The organism is Bizionia sp. M204 (assembly GCF_023205095.1).
Lineage (GTDB): Bacteria > Bacteroidota > Bacteroidia > Flavobacteriales > Flavobacteriaceae > Algorimicrobium > Algorimicrobium hallyeonense.
Window position 1 is genome coordinate 724,831 of record NZ_CP046242.1, and the last position, 23,275, is coordinate 748,105.

Below are 23,275 nucleotides of genomic sequence, written 5' to 3' on the forward strand. Positions count from 1 at the left end.
AAATAATAATAAATTTTCTCTAAATCATGATAGCGTAAATTATGGTGTTGATGTTGTGTTTCCAAAACAACTAACTGTCATAGAAATATTATGCTTAATGAGTCATTTACAACGGAATATTTCCATGTTTGCGTTTCGGTTTTTCAACTTGTTTATCTTCTAGCATAGAAAAAGCTTTAATTAATTTGCGTCTAGTAGTTTCGGGTAAAATAACTTCATCAATAAAACCACGTTGAGCAGCACTATATGGGTTGGCAAACAAATCAGCGTATTCTGCCTCTTTTTCTTTCCATTTAGCCTCTTTGTCATCAGCTGCATTAATGTCTTTTTTAAAGATGATTTCTGCAGCACCTTTGGCACCCATTACTGCAATTTCGGCACTTGGCCAGGCGTAATTCATATCAGCTCCAATATGTTTGGAGTTCATAACATCATAAGCACCACCATATGCTTTTCTAGTAATAACTGTTATTCTTGGAACCGTTGCTTCACTAAAGGCGTACAACAATTTGGCGCCATGTACAATAATACCATTCCATTCTTGGTCTGTTCCCGGTAAAAAACCGGGTACATCTTCTAAAACTAGAAGCGGAATATTAAACGCATCGCAAAAACGAACAAAACGAGCCGCTTTTTTGGCGCTATTTACATCTAAAACACCAGCTAAAAACATGGGCTGATTGGCAACAATACCAATACTTTTCCCGCCCAACCTAGCAAAACCTACTATAATATTTTCAGCATAATCTTTATGGATCTCGTAAAATGAATCCGTATCAATTATTCCCGAAATAACCGCATGCATATCATAAGGCTTATTCGCATTATCAGGAATGATTTGTGATAATTCGTTACGCATTTCATCCCCTAATTCGAAAGGGAGATCTTTCGCTTTTTCTTGATTATTTTGAGGCAAATAGCTCAATAATTTTTTAATGTCTTCTAAACATTCCACATCATTGGTTGATGTAATATGAGCGACACCAGATTTGGTTGCATGTGCACTGGCACCACCTAATTCTTCACTGGTTACGTTTTCATTGGTAACTGTTTTAACCACATTGGGCCCAGTAACAAACATATAACTGGTATCTTGAACCATGAGTGTGAAATCTGTCATAGCTGGCGAATACACAGCACCTCCAGCACAAGGCCCCATAATAGCCGATAGCTGCGGAATAACACCCGATGCTTGCACATTGCGATAAAATATATCAGCATAACCGCCCAATGAACGCACGCCTTCTTGAATTCGAGCACCTCCAGAATCATTGAGTCCAATAATTGGTGCGCCAACTTTTACAGCTAAATCCATCACTTTGCAAATTTTCTCCGCATGGGTTTCAGAAAGCGAACCTCCAAAAACCGTAAAATCCTGTGCAAAAACATAAATTAATCTGCCTGAAACCGTTCCGTAACCTGTAACCACACCATCACCATAATATTGTTGCTTTTCCATACCAAAATCTTTGGTTCGGTGAGTAACTAATGCGCCAATTTCTTCAAATGAACCCGTATCTAAAAGATATAAAACGCGCTCACGAGCTGTTAGTTTTTTATTAGCATGTTGCTTTTCAATTCGTTTTTCGCCACCACCTAAATAGGCTAGGGCTAGTTTTTCGTTGAGGGTTTTTATTTTTGAATCCATTTTTTTATGTTTTCTCGCCAAGGCGCAGAGGCACAAGGCTTTTAAAATATTTTGTGTTATTTACTCGTTGTTCATTGGAAACTATATTACACGACTGGAAGTTACTTTAAGGGCAATCGTAGTAATTTCTGTTCTTCCAAATACTGTTTTACGGCAATCATAGCGGCCATTTTTGCTTCAGCTTCTTGACTTTCTTTTAGCGCTTCTGGCGAATAAAAGTTTTTTACAAAATGCGTATCGAAATTTCCGGAACGAAACGCTTCATGTTTGCAAACAAATGATCCAAAAGGCAAAGTTGTTTCTATACCTTCAATATGATAATCTGCAATGGCAGAAATCATGAGCTCTATAGCTTCTTCACGTGTTTTCCCGTAGGTAATGAGTTTAGCGAGCATGGGATCATAATAAATTGGGATATCCATACCTTTTTCAAAACCGTTATCCACACGAATGTTTTTGCCAACCGGCAATTTATAAACTTCAAGGTTTCCAACGCTTGGTAAAAAATCGTTTAAAGGATCTTCAGCATAGACGCGTAATTCTAATGCGTGACCGTTTATTTTTAAATCCGTTTGAGTGATTGGTAAAACTTCACCTCGCGCTACACGAATTTGTAATTCCACTAAATCGGTATCAGTGATTAATTCAGTAACCGGATGTTCTACTTGCAACCGTGTATTCATTTCTAGAAAATAGAAATTATGATCGTCATCCAATAGAAATTCAACCGTTCCCGCACCAAGATAATCGCAGGCCTTGGCAACTTTTATTGCTGCTTCTCCCATTTCCTGTCGTAATTCAGGTGATAATACGGATGACGGTGCTTCTTCCACTACTTTTTGATGACGACGTTGAATACTGCATTCGCGCTCAAACAGGTGGATATTATTTCCATGAGCATCGGCCATAATCTGAATTTCAATATGGCGCGGTGAGGTAACATACTTTTCAATAAACACAGAACCATCACCAAAAGCAGAGGTTGCTTCACTAATGGCACGATTCATTTGGGACTCGAAATTTTCTTCTTTTTCAACGATACGCATGCCTTTTCCACCACCACCGGCAGACGCTTTAATTAGAATAGGAAATCCAATTTCTTTAGCTATTTTTTTAGCCTCTGGAATATCTGTTATAGCTTCTTCAGTTCCAGGAACCATAGGGATATTGTAGTGTTTCACAGCTTCTTTGGCTGCTAATTTACTACCCATAATTTTTATGGCTTTAGATTTTGGTCCAATAAAAATGATGTTATTAGCCTCGCATGATTCAGCAAATTCGGCATTTTCTGAAAGAAATCCATATCCTGGATGAATAGCATCTACATTGAGGCTTTTTGCAACTTCAATAATTTTATCCCCTAATAAATAGGATTGGTTAGAAGGTGCTTCGCCTATTAAAACAGCTTCATCTGCATATTTTACGTGAGGCGCATTTCGGTCTATAGTTGAGTAAATAGCCACCGTTTTAATGCCCATTTTTTTTGCTGTTCGCATGACACGAATAGCAATTTCACCACGATTTGCAATTAGTATTTTTTTCATCGATAAATTTATTATCGTTCCTGAAGAAACAGGAATCTTATTTTTTATTACGTATTCCCTGAAGGGATTATACTTTTTTCAAGCGAACAACATGTACGCCTTAAAGTTTATTCAAATTCTATTAATAGTTGATTTTTATCAACGGCATCGCCTTGATTCACGGAAACCGATTTTATAACACCACTTCGCGGTGATGTAATTACGTTTTCCATTTTCATGGCCTCTAAAATAAGTAAGGTATCATCTTCATGGACTTCTTGTCCAACTTTTACCGCTATATCTAAAATTAATCCTGGCATAGGTGCTTTAATATCGTTTACTTGTTTTGAAGCGCCAATTTCGAAACCTAAATCTTTAATAAGCACATCTAAATAATCTTCAATGGCTATTTGATACAGGGTGCCATTAATTTTTATTTGATATTGTTTCGCATTAAAATTACGTTGTATAATTTCAGCTTTATACGATTTGTTTTTGCTTAAAATATGATAGTTATTGGCACTTTCTTGAATACTGTCTAGGGCTTCAATAGACTCCTGTTGTAAATCGAAATCGTAAATGTTGTTAACTTTTGTACGGTAAGTTTGACTCATTAATTTAATTTTAGAAGTGTAAATATAAGGAATATGAACCGTTTTGTTCAAACGGTTTTTAGATTTAACTAGAGTTTAAAATGCGAATTGTTTTGATGACGTTTAATGGCATTTCGGGATAAAACCAGACCAATAAATAAGGATACAAAAGCGCCAACCCAAATACCTGGTATAAAATCGATAAATAGGAAAAAATCATAAGCACCATGAAAGATAATAGCGAGCATCAAACCAAATATGTTTAGCAATCTTTTATTTTTTGAAAACTTGGCTTTCCCCATATAATATCCCATTAATATCCCAAAGGTTGCATGAGCTGGAATGGCCGTAAAGGCTCGTAAAAACGCTGCTTCAAAACCGCCTTCCAAAACATACATAATGTTTTCAGTAGCCGCAAATCCCATGGAAACCATTACCGCGTATACAATCCCATCAAAAGGTTCGTTAAAAGCTTCCTTTGGTTGGGCATAATAACGAACGATAATATATTTGCTAAATTCTTCTGTTAAACCAACGACAAAAAAGGCTCTAATAAACATGTGAAGAACACTTGCTTTATCTAGGAAGAAGTAATAATCAAATAAAATATATAATATGGTTGTTAAAATTACACTAACAAATGCACCGAAAAGAAAGGAGTAGAAGAGTAGGAGCTTCGGCTCTTTCTCGTATTTATCTTTTAAATAAATATATAGGATGATGATGCAAACAGGCGCAATGGCAACTAGGAATAGATTCATGGTTGAAAAGTAAATAAAAATTGGGACTTACAGCGTGAACGATGTTATGGCTTTTAAAACCGTTTCATAATATCCAACATTTGTAACCACGAAATAACCATTGGTCTCACTTTGTTCTAAAAGGGATTTAAACTGATTAAGCGTTACTAATTGCAAGGCTTCAACTTCGCCAGGTTGGGGTATTAAATTTTCCATTGAAACTTGTAATTTCACTAAATAGGTATGGTGAAATTCATTATCAATTATCCCATTTTCATAGCTTTGAAAACAAGGAAAAACACCAATTTTATGCAAATCCGTTTCGGAAATTGTTAAGCCAATTTCTTCATGTGTTTCCCGAATAGCAGCCTCTTCAATTGTTTCGCCAGCGTCTACATGTCCAGCAACGGAAACATCCCAAAGCAATGGGTAAATAGCTTTACTTGCTGCACGTTGTGCTAATAGTATCTGGCCATCTTCTGTATAAAACCAAATATGTGCTGTATTGTGGTAATAGCCTTTACTGTGAATTTCCGATTTTAATGCGGTTTTTCTAGTTGGTTCTCCGGTTTTGGTAACAATGTCAATATTTTTTTCCATGTACTAATTGGTTTTCAAACTAGGAGCAAATTTAATGAAGATAAACACAAAAGGTATTATATTTACAGATTACCTCTATACATCCAAATTTATTATGATTAAAAAGATTTTAAAAGTATTAGTTTTTTTAGTACTCCTTATTTTAATTAGTGGTTTTGTCTATACGCGTTATCAAAAACCAACCTATTCTGGCACCATTGATTTAAAAAACATTTCGGAAGGTACAGAAGCTTATTTTGATGCCTATGGAATTCCGCATATTTATGCCAATAATAATTTAGATGCTATGACTGCTTTAGGGTATTTACATGCGCAGGATAGATTATGGCAAATGGAGTTAATGAAGCGAATTGCTCCAGGTAATTTGTCGGAGATTTTAGGCGAAAAATTAATTCAAACCGATAAATTTTTTAAAACATTATCTGTTGATGAAGCTACCGAAGTAGCCATAAACAAACTCGATAAAACAGGTAATCCCTATTTAGAAGCTATGGCTTATTTAGATGGTGTTAATCAATTTATAGACGAGGGACCAACACCCATAGAATTTACTTTGGCGGGCGTAGAAAAAGAACATTTTACTTTGACTGATATCTATAATGTATTTGGGTATATGGCATTTAGTTTTGCACAAGCTCAAAAAACAGATCCTGTAATTACCAATATCAAGCAAAAGTTAGGTGATGATTATCTTCTAGATCTGGATGTTTTGCCAAATAGTCAAACAACCCTAATAAAAAACAGTGTAAAAGTTCCTGAAACGGTTTTGGATGACATAGCACAAAACATCCAATCTGTCACAGAAAACCTGCCAATTCCGTTATTTATAGGAAGTAATAGTTGGGTTATTTCGCCAAATAAAACCAAGTCTGGTCGTGTTATTTTAGCCAACGATCCACATATTGCTTATGCGCAACCTGCGGTTTGGTATGAAGCCCATATAACAACACCTAACCGTGAAATTTACGGGTATTATTTAGCTGGAATTCCGTTTCCTGTTTTAGGTCATAATAGAAACTATGCCTATGGAATTACCATGTTTGAAAACGATGATATAGATTTTTACAAAGAAGAAAATCATCCAACAGACTCCACGCTTTATAAAACAGCAGATGGTTATAAAAAATATGCCTATACGACTAAAACTATTCAGGTGAAGGATCAAGACCCCATTGATTTGGTGGTCAAAAAATCCTATCACGGACCGATAATGACTGATGTTCAAGATGAAATTACTGGAGATAGTCCCATTGCCATTCAATGGGTTTATACTCAATTAGACAATAATCTTCTTGATGCTATTTATAAAATTTCGCATGCAAAAAATATGAGTGAAGCCAAAGCAGGTGCCTCTTTAATTCATGCACCAGGTTTAAATATCATGTATGGAGATGCCAAAGGTAACGTAGCATGGTGGGCAACAGGTAAGCTTTATAAACATAAGCCTCACGTGAATCCGAAGTTTATTTTAAATGGTGCATCTGGTGAAGATGATCCTATTGAATATTTAGATTTCAAGGACAACCCTATGGCTGAAAATCCCAATTGGGGCTATGTGTATTCAGCTAATAATCAACCGGACTCTACTGCAAATATGTTATATCCGGGTTACTATTTGCCTGAAAACAGAGCCAAACGTATTGTTGAATTATTGGATCCAAAAAATGATTGGGATATGGAAAGTACTTCCAACATGATGAATGATGTTACATCACCAGTTCATTTAAACATCATTGCGCATGTATCGAATTATATTTCAAATTCGGATTTAAACGAACAAGAAATGGCCGCTTTAGAGGTTTTAAAAAGCTGGAAAGGTAATAGTAATACAGATGAAGTTGCACCAACAATTTACACCAAGTTTATCTTTCGTTATTTAGAAAACACCTATAAAGATGAATTAGGCGAAACACTTTTTAATCAATTATTAAAAACGCATTTGATAAAAAGAACCATTATTAAGCAACTCGTTAATGATGAGTCTATATGGTGGAATAATACAGCAACGAATACCACAGAAACTAAAAGTGCTATTTTAACCCAATCCTTAAAAGAAACAGTTGCGGCTTTAAATACGCAGCTAGGAATCGATTTAAACGCTTGGACTTGGGGAAAAGTGCATACTTTGGAACACAACCATGCTTTAAGTGCTGTTGAAGCTTTAAAACCGGTATTTAATGTTGGTCCGTTTCCTGCGCAAGGCAATAAAGAAGTTATAAATAATATATTATTTGACTATACCGATTCTGGTTTGTATGAAGCAAAAGGCGGTCCTTCTACACGACGTATTATAGATTTTTCCGATGTGGAAAACAGTATGAGTATACTACCAACCGGTCAATCTGGAAACCCGTTTAGTGAACATTATTCAGACCAAGCAGATATGTATATTAATGGGGAATTTAGAAAAATGCTACTAAATAAAGAGGAGATAATAGAGCAATCCAGAAAAATTGAATTTGTGCCAGCAAAATAAAACAGGTCAAAAAGTCGTACTAGTTGGTATTTGTTTATAATTTGTCAAACTGAACGAAGTCGAGGTTTTATTATTTGCTAATATTTCGACTTCGCTCAAGGTGACATTGAGGGCTACATAGCTTATTCTATGCTTTAAAGCTTCTTATTTAAAATACGAATACGTTTCGCCTTCTTTCATTTTTAATAATGTTTCATAAATCATTTTAATAACATTTTCAACATCGTCTTTATGAACCATTTCCACAGTGGTATGCATATAACGCAGCGGTAATGAAATTAGAGCAGAAGGCACACCACCATTGCTATACGCAAAGGCATCTGTATCTGTTCCTGTTGCTCTAGAGAGTGCAGCACGTTGAAACGGAATCTTTTTCTCTTCAGCCGTTTCCGTAATTAAATCCCGCAGTTTTTGTTGAACAGCTGGAGCATACGCAATAACAGGACCAAGACCCATTTCCACATATCCTTCTTTTTTCTGTTCAATCATTGGTGTTGTTGTGTCATGGGTAACATCGGTTACAATAGCCACATTAGGTTTTATAGTTTGAGTAATCATTTCAGCACCACGTAAACCAATTTCTTCTTGAACCGAGTTGGTAATATATAAACCAAAAGGTAGTGTTTTCTTATTTTCTTTTAAAAGCCTCGCTACTTCTGCAATCATAAATCCACCCATACGGTTATCTAAAGCACGACAAACAAATTTATCGTTGTTTAGGATATGAAATTCATCCGGGTAAGTAATAACACAACCGACATGGATGTCCATTTTTTCCACTTCTGCTTTGTCTTTTGCACCCACATCAATACAAATATTATCAGGTTTTGGTGCCTCTTCTTTGGATTTGTTTCTGGTATGAATTGCAGGCCATCCAAAAACGCCTTTTACAATACCATTCTTCGTGTGAATATTAACCACCTTACTTGGTGCAATTTGATGATCGCTACCACCATTACGAACTACATAAATTAATCCATTATCTGAAATATAGTTAACATACCAAGAAATTTCATCAGCATGTCCTTCAATAACCACCTTGTATTTAGCATCTGGGTTTATAACACCAACTGCTGTTCCATAGGTATCCGTAATAAACTCATCTACATACGGTTTTAGGTAGTCCATCCAAATTTTTTGCCCTTCCCACTCATAACCTGTTGGTGATGCATTATTTAAATATTTCTCTAGAAAGTCCATCGACTTTTTATTCAGTATACTCTTTTTTGCCATCTGTATTATTTTTGCACTAAAATAACAATATTAATACTATTTTAAGGTTAAAGGGTTTTTAAATTATTAATTTTACACTTCCAATTTGGAACGATTTTGGATTCATTTTAAGCTATGAAAGTAATTGTCTACTTATTTTTAGTTTTTCCCATGATGCTTTTTGCTCAAATAGAGGAGGAGGTGCAGGACTCTACAGACGTTTTTTACATCTTGGTTGAAGGCGATTCTATTCCTAAAACCGCTATTAATTTAAATGAAGTCATGTTGCTTCATCGTTTAAAATTTAATAGTGATGAAGATCGGAAACGCTATTTAGTTATCAGACGAAAAACTATTAAAGTCTATCCGTATGCTAAACTAGCAGCCGAACGTTTGGAGTCTTTAAACGAACGCTTAAATAGCTTGGAACGTGAAAGTGAAAAGCGACGCTATGCTAAATTAATTCAGAAATATATTGAAGATGAATTTTCAGCCGAATTGAAAAAACTTACCAAGACCGAAGGACAAATTCTTGTAAAATTAATTCATAGACAAACAGGGGTAACTACATTCGATTTAATAAAAGACTTACGCAGTGGTTGGCGCGCCTTTTGGTTTAATAATACGGCCTTACTTTTTAATATTTCTCTTAAAGAAGAATTTGATCCTTGGAATGTAAAAGAAGATTATTTAATTGAAGATGTTCTAGAGCGTAATTTCCAAAGTGGCCGTTTGGAACGTCAAGAATCTGCTTTAGATTTTGATTTTTTTGAATTAACCAACAAATGGCTCAAAACCAAAGAAATGCCCTAATGCGCGTACAAACTCCCTTTGAAGAACGTTTAAATAGTTTAACTCATGCGCTTGGCGCACTTACAGGTATTGCCGCTTTAGTGTTGTTAATACTGTATAATTCCGGTAAAACGGACTACAGTTTATTTAGCGTTATAGTTTATGGGATAACCTTAATTTTATTGTTTAGTTCTTCTACTTTGTATCATTTTGTACAATCTGATAAACCCAAACATTATTTCCGTATTCTAGACCATATAAGTATTTACTTTTTAATAGCCGGAACCTATACCCCTGTTGCCTTAATAACACTGGAAGCCAGCAAAGGTTGGCATTTATTTTGGACCGTATGGGGTATAACAGCACTTGGACTCGTTCTAAAAGTGTTTTTTACAGGACGATTTGAATTCTTTTCCGTTTTACTTTATTTGTTAATGGGATGGCTTGTTATTTTTGATTTCAGCTATTTATCTGAAAATTTAGGTACTACAGGACTTTTTTGGTTATTTGCAGGGGGCTTTGCTTATACAGCTGGTATTTTATTTTATGCTATTGATAAAATAAAATTCAACCACGTAATCTGGCATCTTTTTGTATTAGCTGGTGCCATTTGCCATTTTATAATGGTCTTTTTTTTACGTGATTTAAATCTGTATATTACGGTAGGTGGAAGGTAATTTTAATTCCTTCAATAATCATGTTAGTTCCAATAATGGCAATAATTAAACCCATAATTTTTCCTACTACAGAAATCACATTGTTACCAATTTTACGCACTATAAAGTCGCTTAAACTGAAGGTTATATAGGTAAGCAAACACATTACAGCAAAAATTAATAATACCAAGCCTATTTTTAAAGCGTTAGCATCCGATACAAAGTTCATAGCCGTAACAATAGTTCCAGGCCCTGCTAGAATAGGAATAGCCAAAGGTGAAACAGCAATATTCTCGTCAATATGTGTGTTTTTTAAATGTTTTAAATTGGATTTTTTCGATTGCAGCATGTCAAAACCTACATAAAAAATTAAAATACCACCTGTAATTTTAAAGGCAGGAATAGTAATACCAAATAACTCAAAAATGGTTTTTCCAAGAATAACAAAAATGGCCACAATAATAAAAGCAATTAAAACGGCACGTTTACTAATACGTAACTTGGTTTCCTTATCGGCATTTCCAACCAGAGATAGAAAAATAGGTAAATTTGAAATTGGATTCATAATAGCAAAGAATCCTGTAAATACCGTTATTGAAAAAGTAACAAGGTGGTCCATTATCTGATAATAATTAAAAATTATTTCGTCTCTATAAATTTCATTTTGAGACTTGATTTTTTAAGGCTGCAAAGGTAGGAAATCAACGCGATATAATTGGCTGAATATCACGTTTTAAATTTTAATTTTCAGGATTCATTAAAAGGTGTCAATCCACCTTGTTTTATAATGGTTGGGGAAAGAGGCAGAATTTGAGTTTTGTAAAAAAAAAGATTAAGGCGTAATAACGTCTCTGTAATCCTCAAAAAAGGATTCAAATTTACTCATGGTATCATTTAAAAAAACCATTACGTCTTGCCAGGTATTTTTGTTATGAATGGATACTTTTTGTTCTAAAGGCACATAAATTCGGGAGATTTCTTTGCCGTTTTCTAAATAGTATTCTTCTTCAAAAATAGCTAATGGCAAATAATCATCTTTTAATATGGTTTTTAACGCCTCTAATTTTTCCCAAATATTGATGCGGTTCTCTAAATCATCTTCCAAATCTATTGAAACCATGGCGTGTTTCGTATCAAAATGAAATTTAAAACTCATCCCTTTTATTTTTGTATCATACAAGATCCATTTTCTAGGAAAGGATTTCCCAAAACTGGTCCAGAATAATTGGCGGAGTTGTCTAGATTCTTCTTTTGAAAACATAAAAACGATTAAATCATGTAAGCTGCAGCAATACCTAAAACGATTGCTATTAACTTGGTGAGATTAAATTTATGACCTTCACCACTTTCAAATAAAATGGTTGTTGAAATGTGCAAAAAGATACCAATTACAATAGCATTAATAGCACTAATGTAATGCGTTGCAATATTGGCGTGATTCGAAATGTAAGTTCCCAAAGGTGTCATAGCAGCAAAAATTATTAAGAAGGCAATGACTTGGAATTTAGTAGCTTTTGAATGGATTAAAAAACCCGTAATAACCGTAGCAATTGGAATTTTATGAACAAGAACGCCATACACCATATCATTGTGTTCATGGATTGGAAAACCTTCTAAAAAGCTATGAATACATAAACTTATAAATAATGCCCAAGGAAACGAGTCATCATGTGTATGGACATGAACGTGACCATGTTCTGCACCTTTGGAAAAGAATTCTAAAATTATTTGAATTAGAATTCCAAACATTATATAGAGTCCAGTTTCCTTGGCATCTAGATGATGATATACTTCGGGTAATAATTCAAAAAGCGTTAGAGCTAATAAAAAGGCACCACTAAAAGCAAGTAGCAATTTAAAGTTAAAACAGGCTTTTTTGCGTGTTAAAATAACCAAGGCCGCTCCAATAATAACGGCTAATATGGGTAATAAATAGTGTAACATTACTTAAAAATCATAATTAAACGTTCAGACGTGTTTTTATTGAATTTATTTAATTTATAATCCCCAAAAATATCTAATAAATAAACACCTGCTTGATCAAATAATTCTTGAAAATCATCCAAAGTAAACGCCCGAACACGTTCTTGAAATTGATAATTTTCTCCCGCATCTTCAAACTGAATGTCTTTTATAATATAGCCATCTTGGACATAACGTTTTAAATGAAACTCAATTCCCTCAACTGTTTTTGTTTCTTCCGGAACTAAATTTTCAATAACAAAATCACAATTCATAAAATCTATAACTCCAAATCCGGTTTCATTTAAATCCGCTTGAATAGCTTTAATGGTTCTTAAGTTATCCGCTTCATTTTCAAAATATCCAAAACTAGTAAACAAATTAAAAACAGCATCAAACTGCTTTTTAAAAGGTTTACACATATCATGTACTTGAAAATTTAAGGTTTCATTTTCAAATTGTTTCGCGTGTTCTATGCTGTTTTCAGATAAATCGGCACCTGTAACACGATAACCTAATGAGTTTAAATATATAGCATGGCGGCCCTTTCCACATGCTAAATCTAAAATTTCACCAGCTTCTGGCAGATTTAAATAATTGGTTAAGGTATCCATAAATAGCTGTGCTTCGCTATTATCTCTATCTTTATAGAGTATGTGATAATATGGTGTGTCAAACCATGAAGCAAACCATTGCGATGTGTTTTCCATAGAAGTTTTCCCAATGCTGGGATTTGATCTTATAATCGTTATTTAGTCACCCAAAAATATGTCTTTGTTGAGTAAAGTCTGTTGTCTTGCCACAAAAATACTGTATTTTTGCAATCTATTTAATGTCTGCAATGGAGAATAATTATAAAATGGTTGCCAAAACCTTATTTGGCTTTGAAGATTTATTAGAAAAAGAACTACTGCAACTGGGAGCTACTGATATCCAGAAGGGGACTAGGATGGTTAGTTTTACTGGTGATAAAGGTTTTATGTACAAAGCTAATTTAGGTTTGCGTACGGCTATAAAAATATTAAAACCTATAAATAGTTTTCGGATTAAAGATGAACAAGACCTGTATGACCAAGTTTATAAAATGGATTGGAGTCAGTATATGAAATCTAGTGGTACTTTAGCTATTAGTTCTACCGTTCATTCAGAACAATTTACCCATTCGCAATATATTTCTCTAAAAACTAAAGATGCCATTGTGGATAAATTTAGAGACACCACGAATGAGCGACCAAATATTGATTTACGGTTTCCTGATTTAAAAGTGAATGTTCATATAGATAGAAATCAATGTGCCATTTCGTTAGATTCTTCCGGCGAATCTTTACATAAACGTGGCTATAAAACGGCTACAAATATAGCGCCAATAAATGAGGTTTTGGCAGCAGGACTGGTTATGTTATCCGGTTGGGATGGTCAATCGGATTTTATGGATCCCATGTGTGGAAGTGGTACTATTTTGGCTGAAGCTGCTATGATAGCATGTAATATTCCACCAAATTTAATGCGAAAGGAATTTGCCTTTGAACGTTGGAATGATTGGGATGTGGAACTGTTTGAAAAAATTGAAGAATCACTTTTGAAAAAAACACGCGACTTTCATCATAAAATAATAGGTTATGATAAATCGCCTAGTGCCGTGGCAAAAGCCAAGGATAATTTGAAGAATGCCCATTTAGATGAATTTGTAAGTATCAAACATGAGGATTTCTTTAAAACTCAAAAAGCGGGTGATGCCAAACTCCATATGGTTTTCAACCCACCTTATGGAGAACGATTGGATATTGATATGGAAAAATTTTATGCTGCAATTGGTGACACCTTAAAACAAAACTATCCAGGAACTGATGCGTGGTTTATTACATCTAATTTAGATGCTTTAAAGCATGTGGGATTACGACCATCCCGAAAAATACATTTAATGAATGCAAAATTAGAATCGCGTTTAGTTAAATATGTCATGTATGAAGGAAGTAAAAAAGCGAAGTATCAAGATCGGGATTAAGTTTCCCTTCTGTTGTTAGGACGTATGACTTTTAACTCAAGCTGAATAAACTCTCGTTTTTCTAACTTTAAATTTGGATTCATAAACTTTGACCTTATACTTCTGGCAAAGTCAAGGAGAGAAAGCTATTGGGGTAATTACAGGAAGTTAATTGTAGAAATTCTGTAATTACGTTTTGGAATTTAGTATTTATTTTCTGGAATTTTTAATCTTTTGAACACTGAACACTGAACACTGAACACTGAACACTGAACACTGAACACTGAACACTGAACACTGAACACTGAACACTGAACACTGAACACTGAACACTGAACACTATTTTGCTTTCTTGAAAATCGGAATTAAATACGAAATATTATAGCCATAGCCAAAGCCAAAACTCCCGCTATCATAGGTTTTATTGTACCCAGGAATATAGATGTTTTCAAAATTATCGGGTTCGCTTTGCGTAATTATATATTTAAATTGGGCATTAACACCTAAAAACAAGTTGGTAAGAACTTCTACTTTTAAGCCCACAATAAATTCAGTCCATACTGCATTTAGTCCACTAAATTTTTTAGATTCTGACGATGAAAATTGTGGTGCCCAATATTGATTTTGCGAGTACACACCAAAACTATTTAAATCTTGACTAAAATTACTGAATGCCACACGAAAACCACCATACAGTAAATTATTCATACCATACCAGTTTTCGTAAGCGTTATAATCGGCTCCAAGTTTTATGTAAGTTCCGGTGGCTGTAACATCAATATAATCTGTGGTCGTTGTTTTTTCTTCAACACCAAATTCTCCAGCTAAATACCATTTTTTTGTAAATCGGAAATCACCATTTACTTCAAAACCCTTATAGTCATCATCTAAAAATGAACGCAGTAATTTACTGGCATCACCACCAACACGCAGTCCGTATTTCTCTAGCTGCTTACTACTGTCTTTTAATTTTTTGTTTGAAGGAATGCTATCGTTTTGTGCAAATGAAACTGAACAAAACAGCAAACCAATCAAACATGTTTTAATGATAGATGTTATAGTTTGTGGTGTATTCATTTTCTATTGTTTGATTATCATTTACAGACTGAATAATTTTTATCCATTTGTCTCCATCATCTTCAACGGTTATGGAAATGTTCTTAAAAACCGTTTTAAAACCACATGCTCGGGAAACGTAAACTTCTTCCGTAACGTACGAAATCGTTATTATATCCTCATTACCGGTAATAAAATCATCATCTGGATTATCAGGCGTATTATTATTATTTAACTTGTAATTTTTATAAATACTATATGACGTACTATTCTCTGTTGTTTTTAGTGGAAGTAAAATTACTTGCTTGTCTCGGGTACCATCTAAATCTGGAAGTGTTTCATCGTTACCAATTCCTTGAACACGACATTTAGCAACATTTCTAGGGTTTTGCTGTTCCGGGTTTTCAATGTTATAAAACGAAATCGTTAAACGTGGGGTTGTAACAGTATCTAAGGTACAGATATCATCACGTTCGCAACTCAAAGTGATACAACAAATCAGAATTATTAAGCCAAGTATTTTTTTCATAGGTTTTATCTTCTTTCCAAAAGTACAACATTTTCAACGTGATGCGTTTGGGGAAACATATCCACAGCTTGTGTACGTGTTACTTTATATTGTGCATCCATAAGTTGTAAATCTCGTGCTTGTGTTGCGCTGTTGCAACTTACATAAACTATTTTTTCCGGTGCAATATTTAATATTTGATTAACGACATCTTTATGCATGCCATCGCGTGGTGGATCGGTTATAATAACATCTGGATGACCGTGTGTATTAATAAAATCCTGATTAAAGACGTTTTTCATATCGCCCACATAAAAGTCAACGTTAGCAATGCCATTTAATTGTGCATTAGCTTTGGCAGCTAAAATAGCATCAGGAACAGCCTCAACCCCAACCACTTTATTCGCTTTTTTGGCAACAAATTGCGCAATGGTTCCGGTTCCGGTATATAAATCGTAAACCAATTCGTTTCCTGTTAATCCAGCGAAATCTCTGGTAATTTTATACAATTCATACGCTTGTTCCGAATTGGTTTGATAAAATGATTTGGCGTTGATTTTAAATCGTAAGCCTTCCATTTCTTCAAAAATATAATCGTAGCCTTTATAACAAATCACGTCTTGATCGTAAATGGTATCATTGGCTTTTTCATTCACTACATATTGCAGTGAGGTGATTTCAGGAAAGGTTTCCGCTAAATAATCTAATAGTAATTCACGCTTGATTTTATCTTCTTTAAAAAACTGAATCATCACCATAATATCTCCCGTAGATGATGTTCTTATCATCATAGTTCGCAATAAACCATGTTGATTTCTGGTGTTGAAAAACGCCAACTCATTTGCAATGGCAAACTCCCTAACCGCATTTCTAATGGCATTGGATGGATCTGCTTGCAGGTGACATTTTTTTATATCTAAAATTTTATCCCACATGCCTGGAATATGGAAGCCTAAAGCATTCCTATCGCCTAAATCTCTATCTGATTGAATTTCTTCCAAGGTTAACCAACGGCTATCGCTAAAGGAAAATTCCATTTTATTACGATAAAAGTAGGGGGCCTTACAACCTAAAATAGGGGTAACTTCAGGTAATTCTATATGTCCAATACGTGTTAAATTATTGGTAACTTCTTTTTGCTTGTAAAATAATTGGTGTTCATAGCCCATATTTTGCCACTTACAACCACCACAAACCCCAAAATGTTGGCATTCAGGTTCGGTACGTTTTTCGGATAGTTTATGAAAAATAGTTGCTTTACCTTCAAAATAGGCTTTACGCTTTTTAAAGGTTTGCACGTCAACCACATCACCTGGAACCGCATTTGGCATAAAAATGACTTTACCATCGGGTGCTTTCCCTATTACTTTTCCTTTTGCACCAGCATCAATTACTTCGACATTGGTGAATATTTGCTTTCTATTATTTTTTCTTGCCATGCTGCAAAAGTACTTTCTTTTTTCGTAGCAAAAAACATGTGGTAAATATTTTAAGAAACAGGAGATATTTAGTAATTTGCGAGCCCTAGGGATGATTTCTCTCCCACGCTGAATTTTCGTCTCGATTACTATCGGGATTTCGGAAGAATAAAGGTACAGTAGGAATGGTTATTTTATTCAACAACTTAAATTTATTAAAATGGCTATTTTAGACCAAGTAACAACATCGCAACAAGCAATTGATTTAGAAAACAAGTATGGCGCACACAATTACCACCCACTTCCTGTGGTTTTGGCTAAAGGTGAAGGCGTTTATGTTTGGGACGTAGAAGGGAAGAAGTATTATGATTTTCTATCGGCTTATTCCGCAGTAAACCAAGGGCATTGTCACCCTAAAATTGTTAATGCTATGCATAAGCAGGCATCTACATTGGCATTAACGTCCAGAGCATTTCATAATGATATGTTAGGTAAGTATGAGAAATTTGCTTGCGAATTTTTCGGATTCGATAAATTATTACCCATGAACACAGGAGCAGAAGCGGTTGAAACTGCTTTAAAAATCTGTAGAAAATGGGCATACGAAGTAAAAGGAATCGATGAAAATAAAGCAGAGATTATTGTTTGTGAAAATAATTTTCACGGTAGAACAACCACTATTATTTCGTTTTCAAACGACCCTGTTGCGCGTAAAAATTTCGGACCATATACAGACGGATTTATCAAAATTGCCTATGATGATTTAGACGCTTTGGAAAGTGCTTTAAAAGCCAACCCTAATGTTGGTGGATTTTTAGTTGAACCAATTCAAGGTGAAGCTGGTGTTTACGTGCCTGCAGCCGATTATTTAGCAAAAGCAAAAGCACTTTGTGAAAAATACAATGTTTTATTTATTGCAGATGAAGTTCAAACAGGAATTGCTAGAACTGGTCGTTTATTAGCGGTAGATCATGAAAATGTTAAGCCAGATGTTTTAATTTTAGGTAAAGCCTTGTCTGGTGGTGCCTATCCAGTATCTGCTGTTTTAGCTGATGATGCTATTATGCGTGTTATTCGCCCAGGAAACCACGGAAGTACTTTTGGAGGTAATCCAGTTGCTGCAGCCGTTGCTATTGCTGCTTTACAAGTAGTGAGAGATGAAAAACTAGCAGAAAATGCTTATAAACTTGGTGAATTATTCCGCAGTGAATTAAATAAGTTTATTGAAACGAGCTCTATTGTAAGTTTGGTTCGTGGTAAAGGCTTATTAAACGCTATTGTAATTAACGATGATGAAGATAGTGATACTGCCTGGAACATTTGTTTAGCAATGCGTGATAACGGTTTATTAGCGAAGCCTACGCATGGCAATATAATTCGTTTTGCACCACCTTTAGTGATGACAGAAGCGCAATTATTAGACTGTGTCGCTATTATTACCAAAACCCTAAAACAATTTGAAAAGTAAAATTAGTAAACAAACCTATTATTATAAATAAAAAAAAGCGACGTGAGTCGCTTTTTTTTATAGATAAATTAAACATTATTCAACTTGGGCTTGCTGAAACTGTTTCATAGCGTCATCAAATTGTTCCATATAAGCATCCCATCCACCCATTGAAATAATTTGATAGATTGACCAAAGTAAATATAGAATATTGATTATCAATATCACTAATGCAACCGTTTTTGCGGTATTCATAGCATTAACGCTTTTTAAATCATAATCATCCGGATTTAGTTGGGCTTTTTGAATTTGGCTATGCGCTATAAAAAAAGCAATTCCTGCTAAAATAAAGCCGAAACCGGCAACGCAACAGCATAATAATCCTAAAATAGCCAGTACATAAACTAGTGTTGGATTGAGTCTTTGTTTTTCCATGTGTAAAATTTAAGTGATTAGTTTTAAAGTAAAACTCCCAATTATAACGATTACGGTTGTAATGGCGAGTGTATTAATAATTTTGTTTGAATGTTGAAATTTAAAAAAAATATTGAAAGCTATGAAGATAAATAAGGCAATTAATGGAAAAACGGCTGGATACATTTTGAATGCAGCCACTAATTCACCATGATATAAAAGCGATATGGAACGCTGTAAACCACAGCCCATACAATCAAACCCAAAGATTTGTTTGTTTAAACAGGGTAGCATAAAATCTTCTGGTGAAGACATAACTATTTTAAATTGAATTTAGTCAAAGTTAAAAAAAGCCATGAATATTTTACTTTTTATTTGCAATGATTACTTTTTTATTCAGATGTATTCCAGATTTAAAAGCAACAGAAACCACATACATGCCATCACTAAATTGTTTAGTGGAAATAGTGTGCTTTTCGGAAAGCGGCATGTTTTTAATGTCCAAAACCTGTTTTCCAGACACATCATAAACTATAAGATGTTTAATATCACGAAGGTTTGGATTTATTAAATGTATTTGGGATGTTTCATTATTTTGAAAGATGGTAAAATCAGTAAATGCAACATCAGGTATTCCCAATGTTTGAGTAGTAAACGTTATTTCAAAACGCTCTGAATACGTTCCAAGAGGTAAATTAATGTCGTAATTAGATTCTCTTAAATTCACATAAATATCATTTTCTATATCATGAATATAGATAGGTTGATTATCATCAAAATTTTGAATGTCATAAATTCTAAAACGCACAGGCTGATTAGTTCGTGCTTTAACAATCAATGGAATTCGTAAAGCTTGATCATAACTGAAAGCCTGAATAACATAGGGTTCATTGTTTAATGTCCAATACGCATCCGATGCCAACGGCGTATCACCTTTTCCTTCTAAACCGTAGTCAAAACCAGGTGTTGCCGAATTGTGAAAATTCATAAGCAGCTGTCGTGTGTATAATTCGTTTTCTGTAAAATCGACATTAATTCGGAAACGTTTAAAATCTGCTGGTACGATATTGAAACCGTCTTCATTATAAGTAGTTTCCGCTATTGTATCGTCGTTATCATCATGCTGATTTCGATAAAAATAGCTATCAATACCAGATTGCTTATAAAACTCACGTTGTGCATTATTGAAAACAATAGTGCCTCCTGTTCCGTTACCTTCAATAATAAAACCTTGACTAATTGGAATATAACGATGCGCTACTTTAGAGCCCGTTCCAAACGGCGCGTTTGTTGGTGTGCCATCTAGTAAATAAGTAGTAAATGTCGCATTGGTAAATGAGTCAACACCTCCTGCCGAAATGGTATAAATACCATAACCACCAACATAATCCGATAAATTATGGGAGCTAGCGCCTGGTGCTTGCTCCCAATATTTAAGAGTTCCAGTCATACGTGTAGCATTGGTAGCGTTGTGAATAAAATCCCGTGCATCTAAAGCGGAAGGGTATGGGTTGCCAACTAATGTTTCTCTGTTAGCATTTAAGGTAACGGTTATATTTCCATTATTTGGTCGTCCTCTAAAATCATATTGTTGGCCTCCACTTGGATTCCCCTTCATAGTAAAACCGTAGCCTGAAGCTAGGGTCCCATTAGGATCGCCTCCAACGGGCAATGAACCACCACCTAAACCAATCCAATCTTCATAGGCGTTAGTCGTAGATGGTAATCCAATAAATGTATATAACCAATAACTCGCAATTTGTGTGGTTGTACCATTATAGCCTGCGACATATCCAAAAGGTGTGCTGGTAATTGGCGCCGCGGTTTCACGATACATATTATTGTTTGGTCTGAAAGCTGTATTTCCAGCTGCACCAGCGTTAATACCTACAGGAGAACTCCAATAGTTGTAAGCATAGGTATTTGCAGTACCTGTTTGAAAAGCACTCAATCTACCTGCTCCAGAATTACCAACATTGTTGCCTTGTAATAATTGAGCCTCGTTGCGCAAGTATATATGACTGTTGGTTCCATTTAGATTGATACGATTAGTTACATATAAGGATGCGTTATTGGTCCCACTAGTAAAACCTGTGCCATCAACATAAACATAGCTACCATTGCTAACATATAAATCAGATTGTGAAAATGATAAACCACTAACCGCAAATAGAATTAATGTATATAAATATTTCATGGTAATATTTTAATTATTAATAATTATAGATTTTGTTGTTTTCGGTCTCCCTAAATATTCTTCTCTTGTTAATACTTCTTGATTTTTTAAAATAATTATATTTTTTACTTGGGTCTTTTTTTGTTCCGATTTAGAATTTTCAACCGAAATGACACTTTTTTCAGATTTAGGTTTATTTAGATAATCCGCGACACTATATGTTTTTTGATTTTCTAAATAAACAATCTTTTTAATTTGTTCTTCGCCATTAGATATAGATTCAATCGTTTTAACAGCATTTTTTTCTACTTTAGGTAATAAAATATATTCTTCAAATGAATAACTTTTTTGATTTTCTAAAGTGACTTGGTTCATTTTAACACCACTATTTGTTTTTTGAGAAAAGGTTAAAAAACAGGATAAAAAAATACAGATATATAGATATTTCATCATAATTTAATTGAATTAATTTCTAACACTAATTACAAAGTCCATCCCAATATAGGTAGTGCCTGGACTACTATTCACTAAAACAAACCTAACTTCACCAGTTCTTGCTTCTACATGATGTATAGTTATATCCTCCCATGGTTGGTTCAAAACGCTCCAATCACCAAGTAAATTTACACTAACCGCAGATGTAGAAGTACAAGCAGCAATAGGATAGGTTAAATTATAAATTGTAAATGGTGCATAATCTGCTGGAGCAGTTACATAAATAGTTTCATCTGAAAGCTTGTTTTGAACTATCCATCTGTTTTGATTATCACTATACATTAATGTTACAGATGAATATCTTCCAGTTAACACTAGGTTTTTTTCACTTGGAACAAGAATCCGATTGTTTACATTGCCACCAGCATCATGTCTAATTATCATTACAGCATTAGTTGTATTTTGTAATGTAATTATTTGGCCGTCTGAAGATGCTATGGGAATTATACTATTTACAAAAAAGCTAGTAGTTGGACCAATAATTCTGTAGTTGGAGTATGGAACAGCTCCTAAATTTATATTGTTGTTATTTCCATTTGTTAAAGTCAAGGTACCACCATCTCGTAAGGAAATAGCGCCATTAACATCTAATGTTGTTGTTGGAGTAGTGGTCCCAATCCCAACCTGTGCAAACAAGCCGACGTGAAGGAAAAATGTTAAAATAAAGACATGAAGTATTCGGGTTACTGAAGTATTGTTTTTCATAATACGCTATCATTTAATGGATTAACTTGTTTGAATCTACGAAAAAAAAGAATGCAAAATATATGTGGTTTCAACATTTAATATTAAATTCGACAAACAGTAAAATTTTATCGACCACCTCATGAAAAAGCAGCAATATGTTTCCTATTTATTAATTTTAATTGGCAGTATTACAGCAATATATGGTCAGTCTGGAGATGAGAAAAACGTCGCCATTTTAATAATAGGAATTATTATTTTAATGTATGGTATTTATAGAATCTCGAGTAAGATTCCGAGCAAATTTGATAAAGAGTCCAATGATAAAGAAAATGAACATGAAGACATTTAAAATAGGAGATACCGTAGCTGTTTTAGATGATGACTTGTCAGGAATAGTTACTAAAGTAAAAAACAACGTGGTAACCATTGAAACTCCTGATGGTTTTCAGCTTGATTTTGAACCAAATGAATTGGTTGTTACCAAACCAATGAAAATAGATTTAAGAGCTGCAGAAGCCATTATAAGAGAGAAGGAACAACCTAAAAGAAAGCAGGCAACTACAAAAAAAGCTAAAGAACGCTATCAGCCAACTATGGAAGTGGATTTGCATATTCATCATTTGACTGAAAACTCCAACAGGATGAGCAATCATGATATGTTAACCTTACAACTAGACACGGCACGCGGGCAATTGGAATTCGCCATCCGAAAACGCATTCAAAAAATGGTGTTTATCCACGGTGTGGGTGAAGGTGTTTTAAAAACAGAATTAGAATATCTATTTAGCAGGTACGATGCTGTTAAGTTTTATGACGCCGACTTCCAGAAATATGGTGTTGGTGCTACAGAGGTCTATATCTATCAAAATGCCAATAACTCTTAATTCC

25 protein-coding genes are annotated in these 23,275 nt (G+C 34.4%); 7 read left to right on the forward strand and 18 right to left on the reverse strand.

What is annotated here, in order from left to right; all coding sequences use genetic code 11:
* Positions 1 to 106: 106 nt before the first annotated feature.
* From GMA17_RS03230 to GMA17_RS03250, 5 genes are all read right to left on the reverse strand, one after another.
* Positions 107 to 1,648 (reverse strand): acyl-CoA carboxylase subunit beta, encoded by a 1,542-nt coding sequence (locus GMA17_RS03230; protein WP_248399083.1) that lies wholly within the window; start codon positions 1,646 to 1,648, stop codon positions 107 to 109.
* A gap of 101 nt (positions 1,649 to 1,749) precedes the next feature.
* The gene (accC, locus tag GMA17_RS03235) at positions 1,750 to 3,192 is read right to left on the reverse strand and encodes an acetyl-CoA carboxylase biotin carboxylase subunit (protein WP_248399085.1); all 1,443 of its coding nucleotides are present in this window, start codon (positions 3,190 to 3,192) and stop codon (positions 1,750 to 1,752) included.
* Between the two features lie 107 nt (positions 3,193 to 3,299).
* The gene (locus tag GMA17_RS03240; protein ID WP_248399087.1) at positions 3,300 to 3,785 is read right to left on the reverse strand and encodes an acetyl-CoA carboxylase biotin carboxyl carrier protein subunit; all 486 of its coding nucleotides are present in this window, start codon (positions 3,783 to 3,785) and stop codon (positions 3,300 to 3,302) included.
* Positions 3,786 to 3,853: 68 nt separating this feature from the next.
* Positions 3,854 to 4,525, reverse strand: a complete 672-nt coding sequence (locus GMA17_RS03245) for a PrsW family intramembrane metalloprotease (protein WP_248399089.1) — start codon at positions 4,523 to 4,525, stop codon at positions 3,854 to 3,856.
* A 27-nt stretch (positions 4,526 to 4,552) separates the two neighbouring features.
* Positions 4,553 to 5,104, reverse strand: a complete 552-nt coding sequence (locus tag GMA17_RS03250; RefSeq protein WP_248399091.1) for an NUDIX domain-containing protein — start codon at positions 5,102 to 5,104, stop codon at positions 4,553 to 4,555.
* 34 nt (positions 5,105 to 5,138) lie between these two features.
* Between GMA17_RS03250 and GMA17_RS03255 the strand changes: the two genes are divergently transcribed.
* Positions 5,139 to 7,580, forward strand: coding sequence for a penicillin acylase family protein (locus GMA17_RS03255; RefSeq protein WP_248399093.1), 2,442 nt, complete (start codon positions 5,139 to 5,141; stop codon positions 7,578 to 7,580).
* A 144-nt stretch (positions 7,581 to 7,724) separates the two neighbouring features.
* On the opposite strand, the gene GMA17_RS03260 is transcribed toward GMA17_RS03255, so the two are convergent.
* Positions 7,725 to 8,813, reverse strand: a complete 1,089-nt coding sequence (locus GMA17_RS03260) for a M42 family metallopeptidase (protein ID WP_248399095.1) — start codon at positions 8,811 to 8,813, stop codon at positions 7,725 to 7,727.
* Positions 8,814 to 8,927: 114 nt separating this feature from the next.
* Between GMA17_RS03260 and GMA17_RS03265 the strand changes: the two genes are divergently transcribed.
* A complete protein-coding gene (locus GMA17_RS03265) occupies positions 8,928 to 9,605 on the forward strand; it encodes a DUF4294 domain-containing protein (RefSeq protein WP_248399097.1) in 678 nt (225 codons plus the stop codon).
* Positions 9,605 to 10,261, forward strand: coding sequence for a hemolysin III family protein (locus tag GMA17_RS03270; protein WP_248399099.1), 657 nt, complete (start codon positions 9,605 to 9,607; stop codon positions 10,259 to 10,261). The genes GMA17_RS03265 and GMA17_RS03270 overlap by 1 nt, the downstream gene beginning before the upstream one ends.
* Here GMA17_RS03270 and GMA17_RS03275 read toward each other — a convergent pair.
* From GMA17_RS03275 to GMA17_RS03290, 4 genes are all read right to left on the reverse strand, one after another.
* Positions 10,242 to 10,859 (reverse strand): MarC family protein, encoded by a 618-nt coding sequence (locus tag GMA17_RS03275; protein ID WP_248399101.1) that lies wholly within the window; start codon positions 10,857 to 10,859, stop codon positions 10,242 to 10,244. The genes GMA17_RS03270 and GMA17_RS03275 overlap by 20 nt on opposite strands.
* A 213-nt stretch (positions 10,860 to 11,072) precedes the next feature.
* On the reverse strand, positions 11,073 to 11,501 hold the full coding sequence (locus tag GMA17_RS03280) for a DUF4268 domain-containing protein (RefSeq protein WP_248399103.1): 429 nt from the start codon (positions 11,499 to 11,501) through the stop codon (positions 11,073 to 11,075).
* 8 nt (positions 11,502 to 11,509) lie between these two features.
* Entirely contained in the window at positions 11,510 to 12,184 is a 675-nt protein-coding gene (locus GMA17_RS03285; RefSeq protein ID WP_248399105.1) for a ZIP family metal transporter, read from the reverse strand.
* Positions 12,184 to 12,912: a bifunctional 2-polyprenyl-6-hydroxyphenol methylase/3-demethylubiquinol 3-O-methyltransferase UbiG gene (locus GMA17_RS03290; protein WP_248399107.1), complete on the reverse strand. Its 729-nt coding sequence runs from the start codon at positions 12,910 to 12,912 to the stop codon at positions 12,184 to 12,186. The genes GMA17_RS03285 and GMA17_RS03290 overlap by 1 nt, the downstream gene beginning before the upstream one ends.
* Before the next feature lie 131 nt (positions 12,913 to 13,043).
* Here GMA17_RS03290 and GMA17_RS03295 point away from each other — a divergent pair, with 131 nt between their 5' ends.
* The gene (locus GMA17_RS03295) at positions 13,044 to 14,207 is read left to right on the forward strand and encodes a class I SAM-dependent RNA methyltransferase (RefSeq protein WP_248399109.1); all 1,164 of its coding nucleotides are present in this window, start codon (positions 13,044 to 13,046) and stop codon (positions 14,205 to 14,207) included.
* A gap of 318 nt (positions 14,208 to 14,525) precedes the next feature.
* On the opposite strand, the gene GMA17_RS03300 is transcribed toward GMA17_RS03295, so the two are convergent.
* Genes GMA17_RS03300 through rlmD form a run of 3 tightly spaced genes read right to left on the reverse strand, consistent with a single transcriptional unit; the run spans position 14,526 to position 17,189 of the window.
* Positions 14,526 to 15,263 carry a DUF6048 family protein gene (locus tag GMA17_RS03300; RefSeq protein ID WP_248399111.1) on the reverse strand — a complete coding sequence of 246 codons (738 nt, stop codon included), beginning with the start codon at positions 15,261 to 15,263 and terminating at the stop codon, positions 14,526 to 14,528.
* Positions 15,229 to 15,771: a DUF6452 family protein gene (locus tag GMA17_RS03305; protein ID WP_248399113.1), complete on the reverse strand. Its 543-nt coding sequence runs from the start codon at positions 15,769 to 15,771 to the stop codon at positions 15,229 to 15,231. Before GMA17_RS03305 ends, GMA17_RS03300 begins: the two co-directional genes overlap by 35 nt.
* A 5-nt stretch (positions 15,772 to 15,776) precedes the next feature.
* Positions 15,777 to 17,189, reverse strand: a complete 1,413-nt coding sequence (gene rlmD, locus GMA17_RS03310; RefSeq protein WP_248399115.1) for a 23S rRNA (uracil(1939)-C(5))-methyltransferase RlmD — start codon at positions 17,187 to 17,189, stop codon at positions 15,777 to 15,779.
* Between the two features lie 199 nt (positions 17,190 to 17,388).
* Here rlmD and rocD point away from each other — a divergent pair, with 199 nt between their 5' ends.
* Entirely contained in the window at positions 17,389 to 18,636 is a 1,248-nt protein-coding gene (rocD, locus tag GMA17_RS03315; RefSeq protein WP_248399117.1) for an ornithine--oxo-acid transaminase, read from the forward strand.
* Between the two features lie 75 nt (positions 18,637 to 18,711).
* On the opposite strand, the gene GMA17_RS03320 is transcribed toward rocD, so the two are convergent.
* From GMA17_RS03320 to GMA17_RS03340, 5 genes are read right to left on the reverse strand one after another with little or no spacing between them, the layout of a single operon-like run.
* Positions 18,712 to 19,050, reverse strand: coding sequence for a CCC motif membrane protein (locus GMA17_RS03320; protein ID WP_248399119.1), 339 nt, complete (start codon positions 19,048 to 19,050; stop codon positions 18,712 to 18,714).
* A 9-nt stretch (positions 19,051 to 19,059) separates the two neighbouring features.
* Entirely contained in the window at positions 19,060 to 19,344 is a 285-nt protein-coding gene (locus GMA17_RS03325; RefSeq protein ID WP_248399121.1) for a DUF2752 domain-containing protein, read from the reverse strand.
* A gap of 49 nt (positions 19,345 to 19,393) precedes the next feature.
* The gene (locus GMA17_RS03330) at positions 19,394 to 21,226 is read right to left on the reverse strand and encodes a T9SS type A sorting domain-containing protein (protein WP_248399123.1); all 1,833 of its coding nucleotides are present in this window, start codon (positions 21,224 to 21,226) and stop codon (positions 19,394 to 19,396) included.
* 9 nt (positions 21,227 to 21,235) lie between these two features.
* Positions 21,236 to 21,658 (reverse strand): hypothetical protein, encoded by a 423-nt coding sequence (locus GMA17_RS03335; RefSeq protein WP_248399124.1) that lies wholly within the window; start codon positions 21,656 to 21,658, stop codon positions 21,236 to 21,238.
* 12 nt (positions 21,659 to 21,670) lie between these two features.
* Positions 21,671 to 22,405 carry a hypothetical protein gene (locus GMA17_RS03340; protein ID WP_248399126.1) on the reverse strand — a complete coding sequence of 245 codons (735 nt, stop codon included), beginning with the start codon at positions 22,403 to 22,405 and terminating at the stop codon, positions 21,671 to 21,673.
* Positions 22,406 to 22,526: 121 nt separating this feature from the next.
* Between GMA17_RS03340 and GMA17_RS03345 the strand changes: the two genes are divergently transcribed.
* Together GMA17_RS03345 and GMA17_RS03350 are read left to right on the forward strand one after the other, a co-directional pair.
* Entirely contained in the window at positions 22,527 to 22,736 is a 210-nt protein-coding gene (locus GMA17_RS03345) for a hypothetical protein (protein WP_248399128.1), read from the forward strand.
* Positions 22,723 to 23,271 carry a Smr/MutS family protein gene (locus tag GMA17_RS03350; protein WP_248399130.1) on the forward strand — a complete coding sequence of 183 codons (549 nt, stop codon included), beginning with the start codon at positions 22,723 to 22,725 and terminating at the stop codon, positions 23,269 to 23,271. The genes GMA17_RS03345 and GMA17_RS03350 overlap by 14 nt, the downstream gene beginning before the upstream one ends.
* The last annotated feature ends 4 nt before the right edge of the window (positions 23,272 to 23,275 follow it).

Bases quoted from the DNA above. Each gene is read 5' to 3' on its own strand.
- GMA17_RS03230 (WP_248399083.1), bottom strand. From the start codon at position 1,648: ATGGATTCAAAAATAAAAACCCTCAACGAAAAACTAGCCCTAGCCTAT.
- accC (WP_248399085.1), bottom strand. From the start codon at position 3,192: ATGAAAAAAATACTAATTGCAAATCGTGGTGAAATTGCTATTCGTGTC.
- GMA17_RS03240 (WP_248399087.1), bottom strand. From the start codon at position 3,785: ATGAGTCAAACTTACCGTACAAAAGTTAACAACATTTACGATTTCGAT.
- GMA17_RS03245 (WP_248399089.1), bottom strand. From the start codon at position 4,525: ATGAATCTATTCCTAGTTGCCATTGCGCCTGTTTGCATCATCATCCTA.
- GMA17_RS03250 (WP_248399091.1), bottom strand. From the start codon at position 5,104: ATGGAAAAAAATATTGACATTGTTACCAAAACCGGAGAACCAACTAGA.
- GMA17_RS03255 (WP_248399093.1), top strand. From the start codon at position 5,139: ATGAAGATAAACACAAAAGGTATTATATTTACAGATTACCTCTATACA.
- GMA17_RS03260 (WP_248399095.1), bottom strand. From the start codon at position 8,813: ATGGCAAAAAAGAGTATACTGAATAAAAAGTCGATGGACTTTCTAGAG.
- GMA17_RS03265 (WP_248399097.1), top strand. From the start codon at position 8,928: ATGAAAGTAATTGTCTACTTATTTTTAGTTTTTCCCATGATGCTTTTT.
- GMA17_RS03270 (WP_248399099.1), top strand. From the start codon at position 9,605: ATGCGCGTACAAACTCCCTTTGAAGAACGTTTAAATAGTTTAACTCAT.
- GMA17_RS03275 (WP_248399101.1), bottom strand. From the start codon at position 10,859: ATGGACCACCTTGTTACTTTTTCAATAACGGTATTTACAGGATTCTTT.
- GMA17_RS03280 (WP_248399103.1), bottom strand. From the start codon at position 11,501: ATGTTTTCAAAAGAAGAATCTAGACAACTCCGCCAATTATTCTGGACC.
- GMA17_RS03285 (WP_248399105.1), bottom strand. From the start codon at position 12,184: ATGTTACACTATTTATTACCCATATTAGCCGTTATTATTGGAGCGGCC.
- GMA17_RS03290 (WP_248399107.1), bottom strand. From the start codon at position 12,912: ATGGAAAACACATCGCAATGGTTTGCTTCATGGTTTGACACACCATAT.
- GMA17_RS03295 (WP_248399109.1), top strand. From the start codon at position 13,044: ATGGAGAATAATTATAAAATGGTTGCCAAAACCTTATTTGGCTTTGAA.
- GMA17_RS03300 (WP_248399111.1), bottom strand. From the start codon at position 15,263: ATGAATACACCACAAACTATAACATCTATCATTAAAACATGTTTGATT.
- GMA17_RS03305 (WP_248399113.1), bottom strand. From the start codon at position 15,771: ATGAAAAAAATACTTGGCTTAATAATTCTGATTTGTTGTATCACTTTG.
- rlmD (WP_248399115.1), bottom strand. From the start codon at position 17,189: ATGGCAAGAAAAAATAATAGAAAGCAAATATTCACCAATGTCGAAGTA.
- rocD (WP_248399117.1), top strand. From the start codon at position 17,389: ATGGCTATTTTAGACCAAGTAACAACATCGCAACAAGCAATTGATTTA.
- GMA17_RS03320 (WP_248399119.1), bottom strand. From the start codon at position 19,050: ATGGAAAAACAAAGACTCAATCCAACACTAGTTTATGTACTGGCTATT.
- GMA17_RS03325 (WP_248399121.1), bottom strand. From the start codon at position 19,344: ATGTCTTCACCAGAAGATTTTATGCTACCCTGTTTAAACAAACAAATC.
- GMA17_RS03330 (WP_248399123.1), bottom strand. From the start codon at position 21,226: ATGAAATATTTATATACATTAATTCTATTTGCGGTTAGTGGTTTATCA.
- GMA17_RS03335 (WP_248399124.1), bottom strand. From the start codon at position 21,658: ATGATGAAATATCTATATATCTGTATTTTTTTATCCTGTTTTTTAACC.
- GMA17_RS03340 (WP_248399126.1), bottom strand. From the start codon at position 22,405: ATGAAAAACAATACTTCAGTAACCCGAATACTTCATGTCTTTATTTTA.
- GMA17_RS03345 (WP_248399128.1), top strand. From the start codon at position 22,527: ATGAAAAAGCAGCAATATGTTTCCTATTTATTAATTTTAATTGGCAGT.
- GMA17_RS03350 (WP_248399130.1), top strand. From the start codon at position 22,723: ATGAAGACATTTAAAATAGGAGATACCGTAGCTGTTTTAGATGATGAC.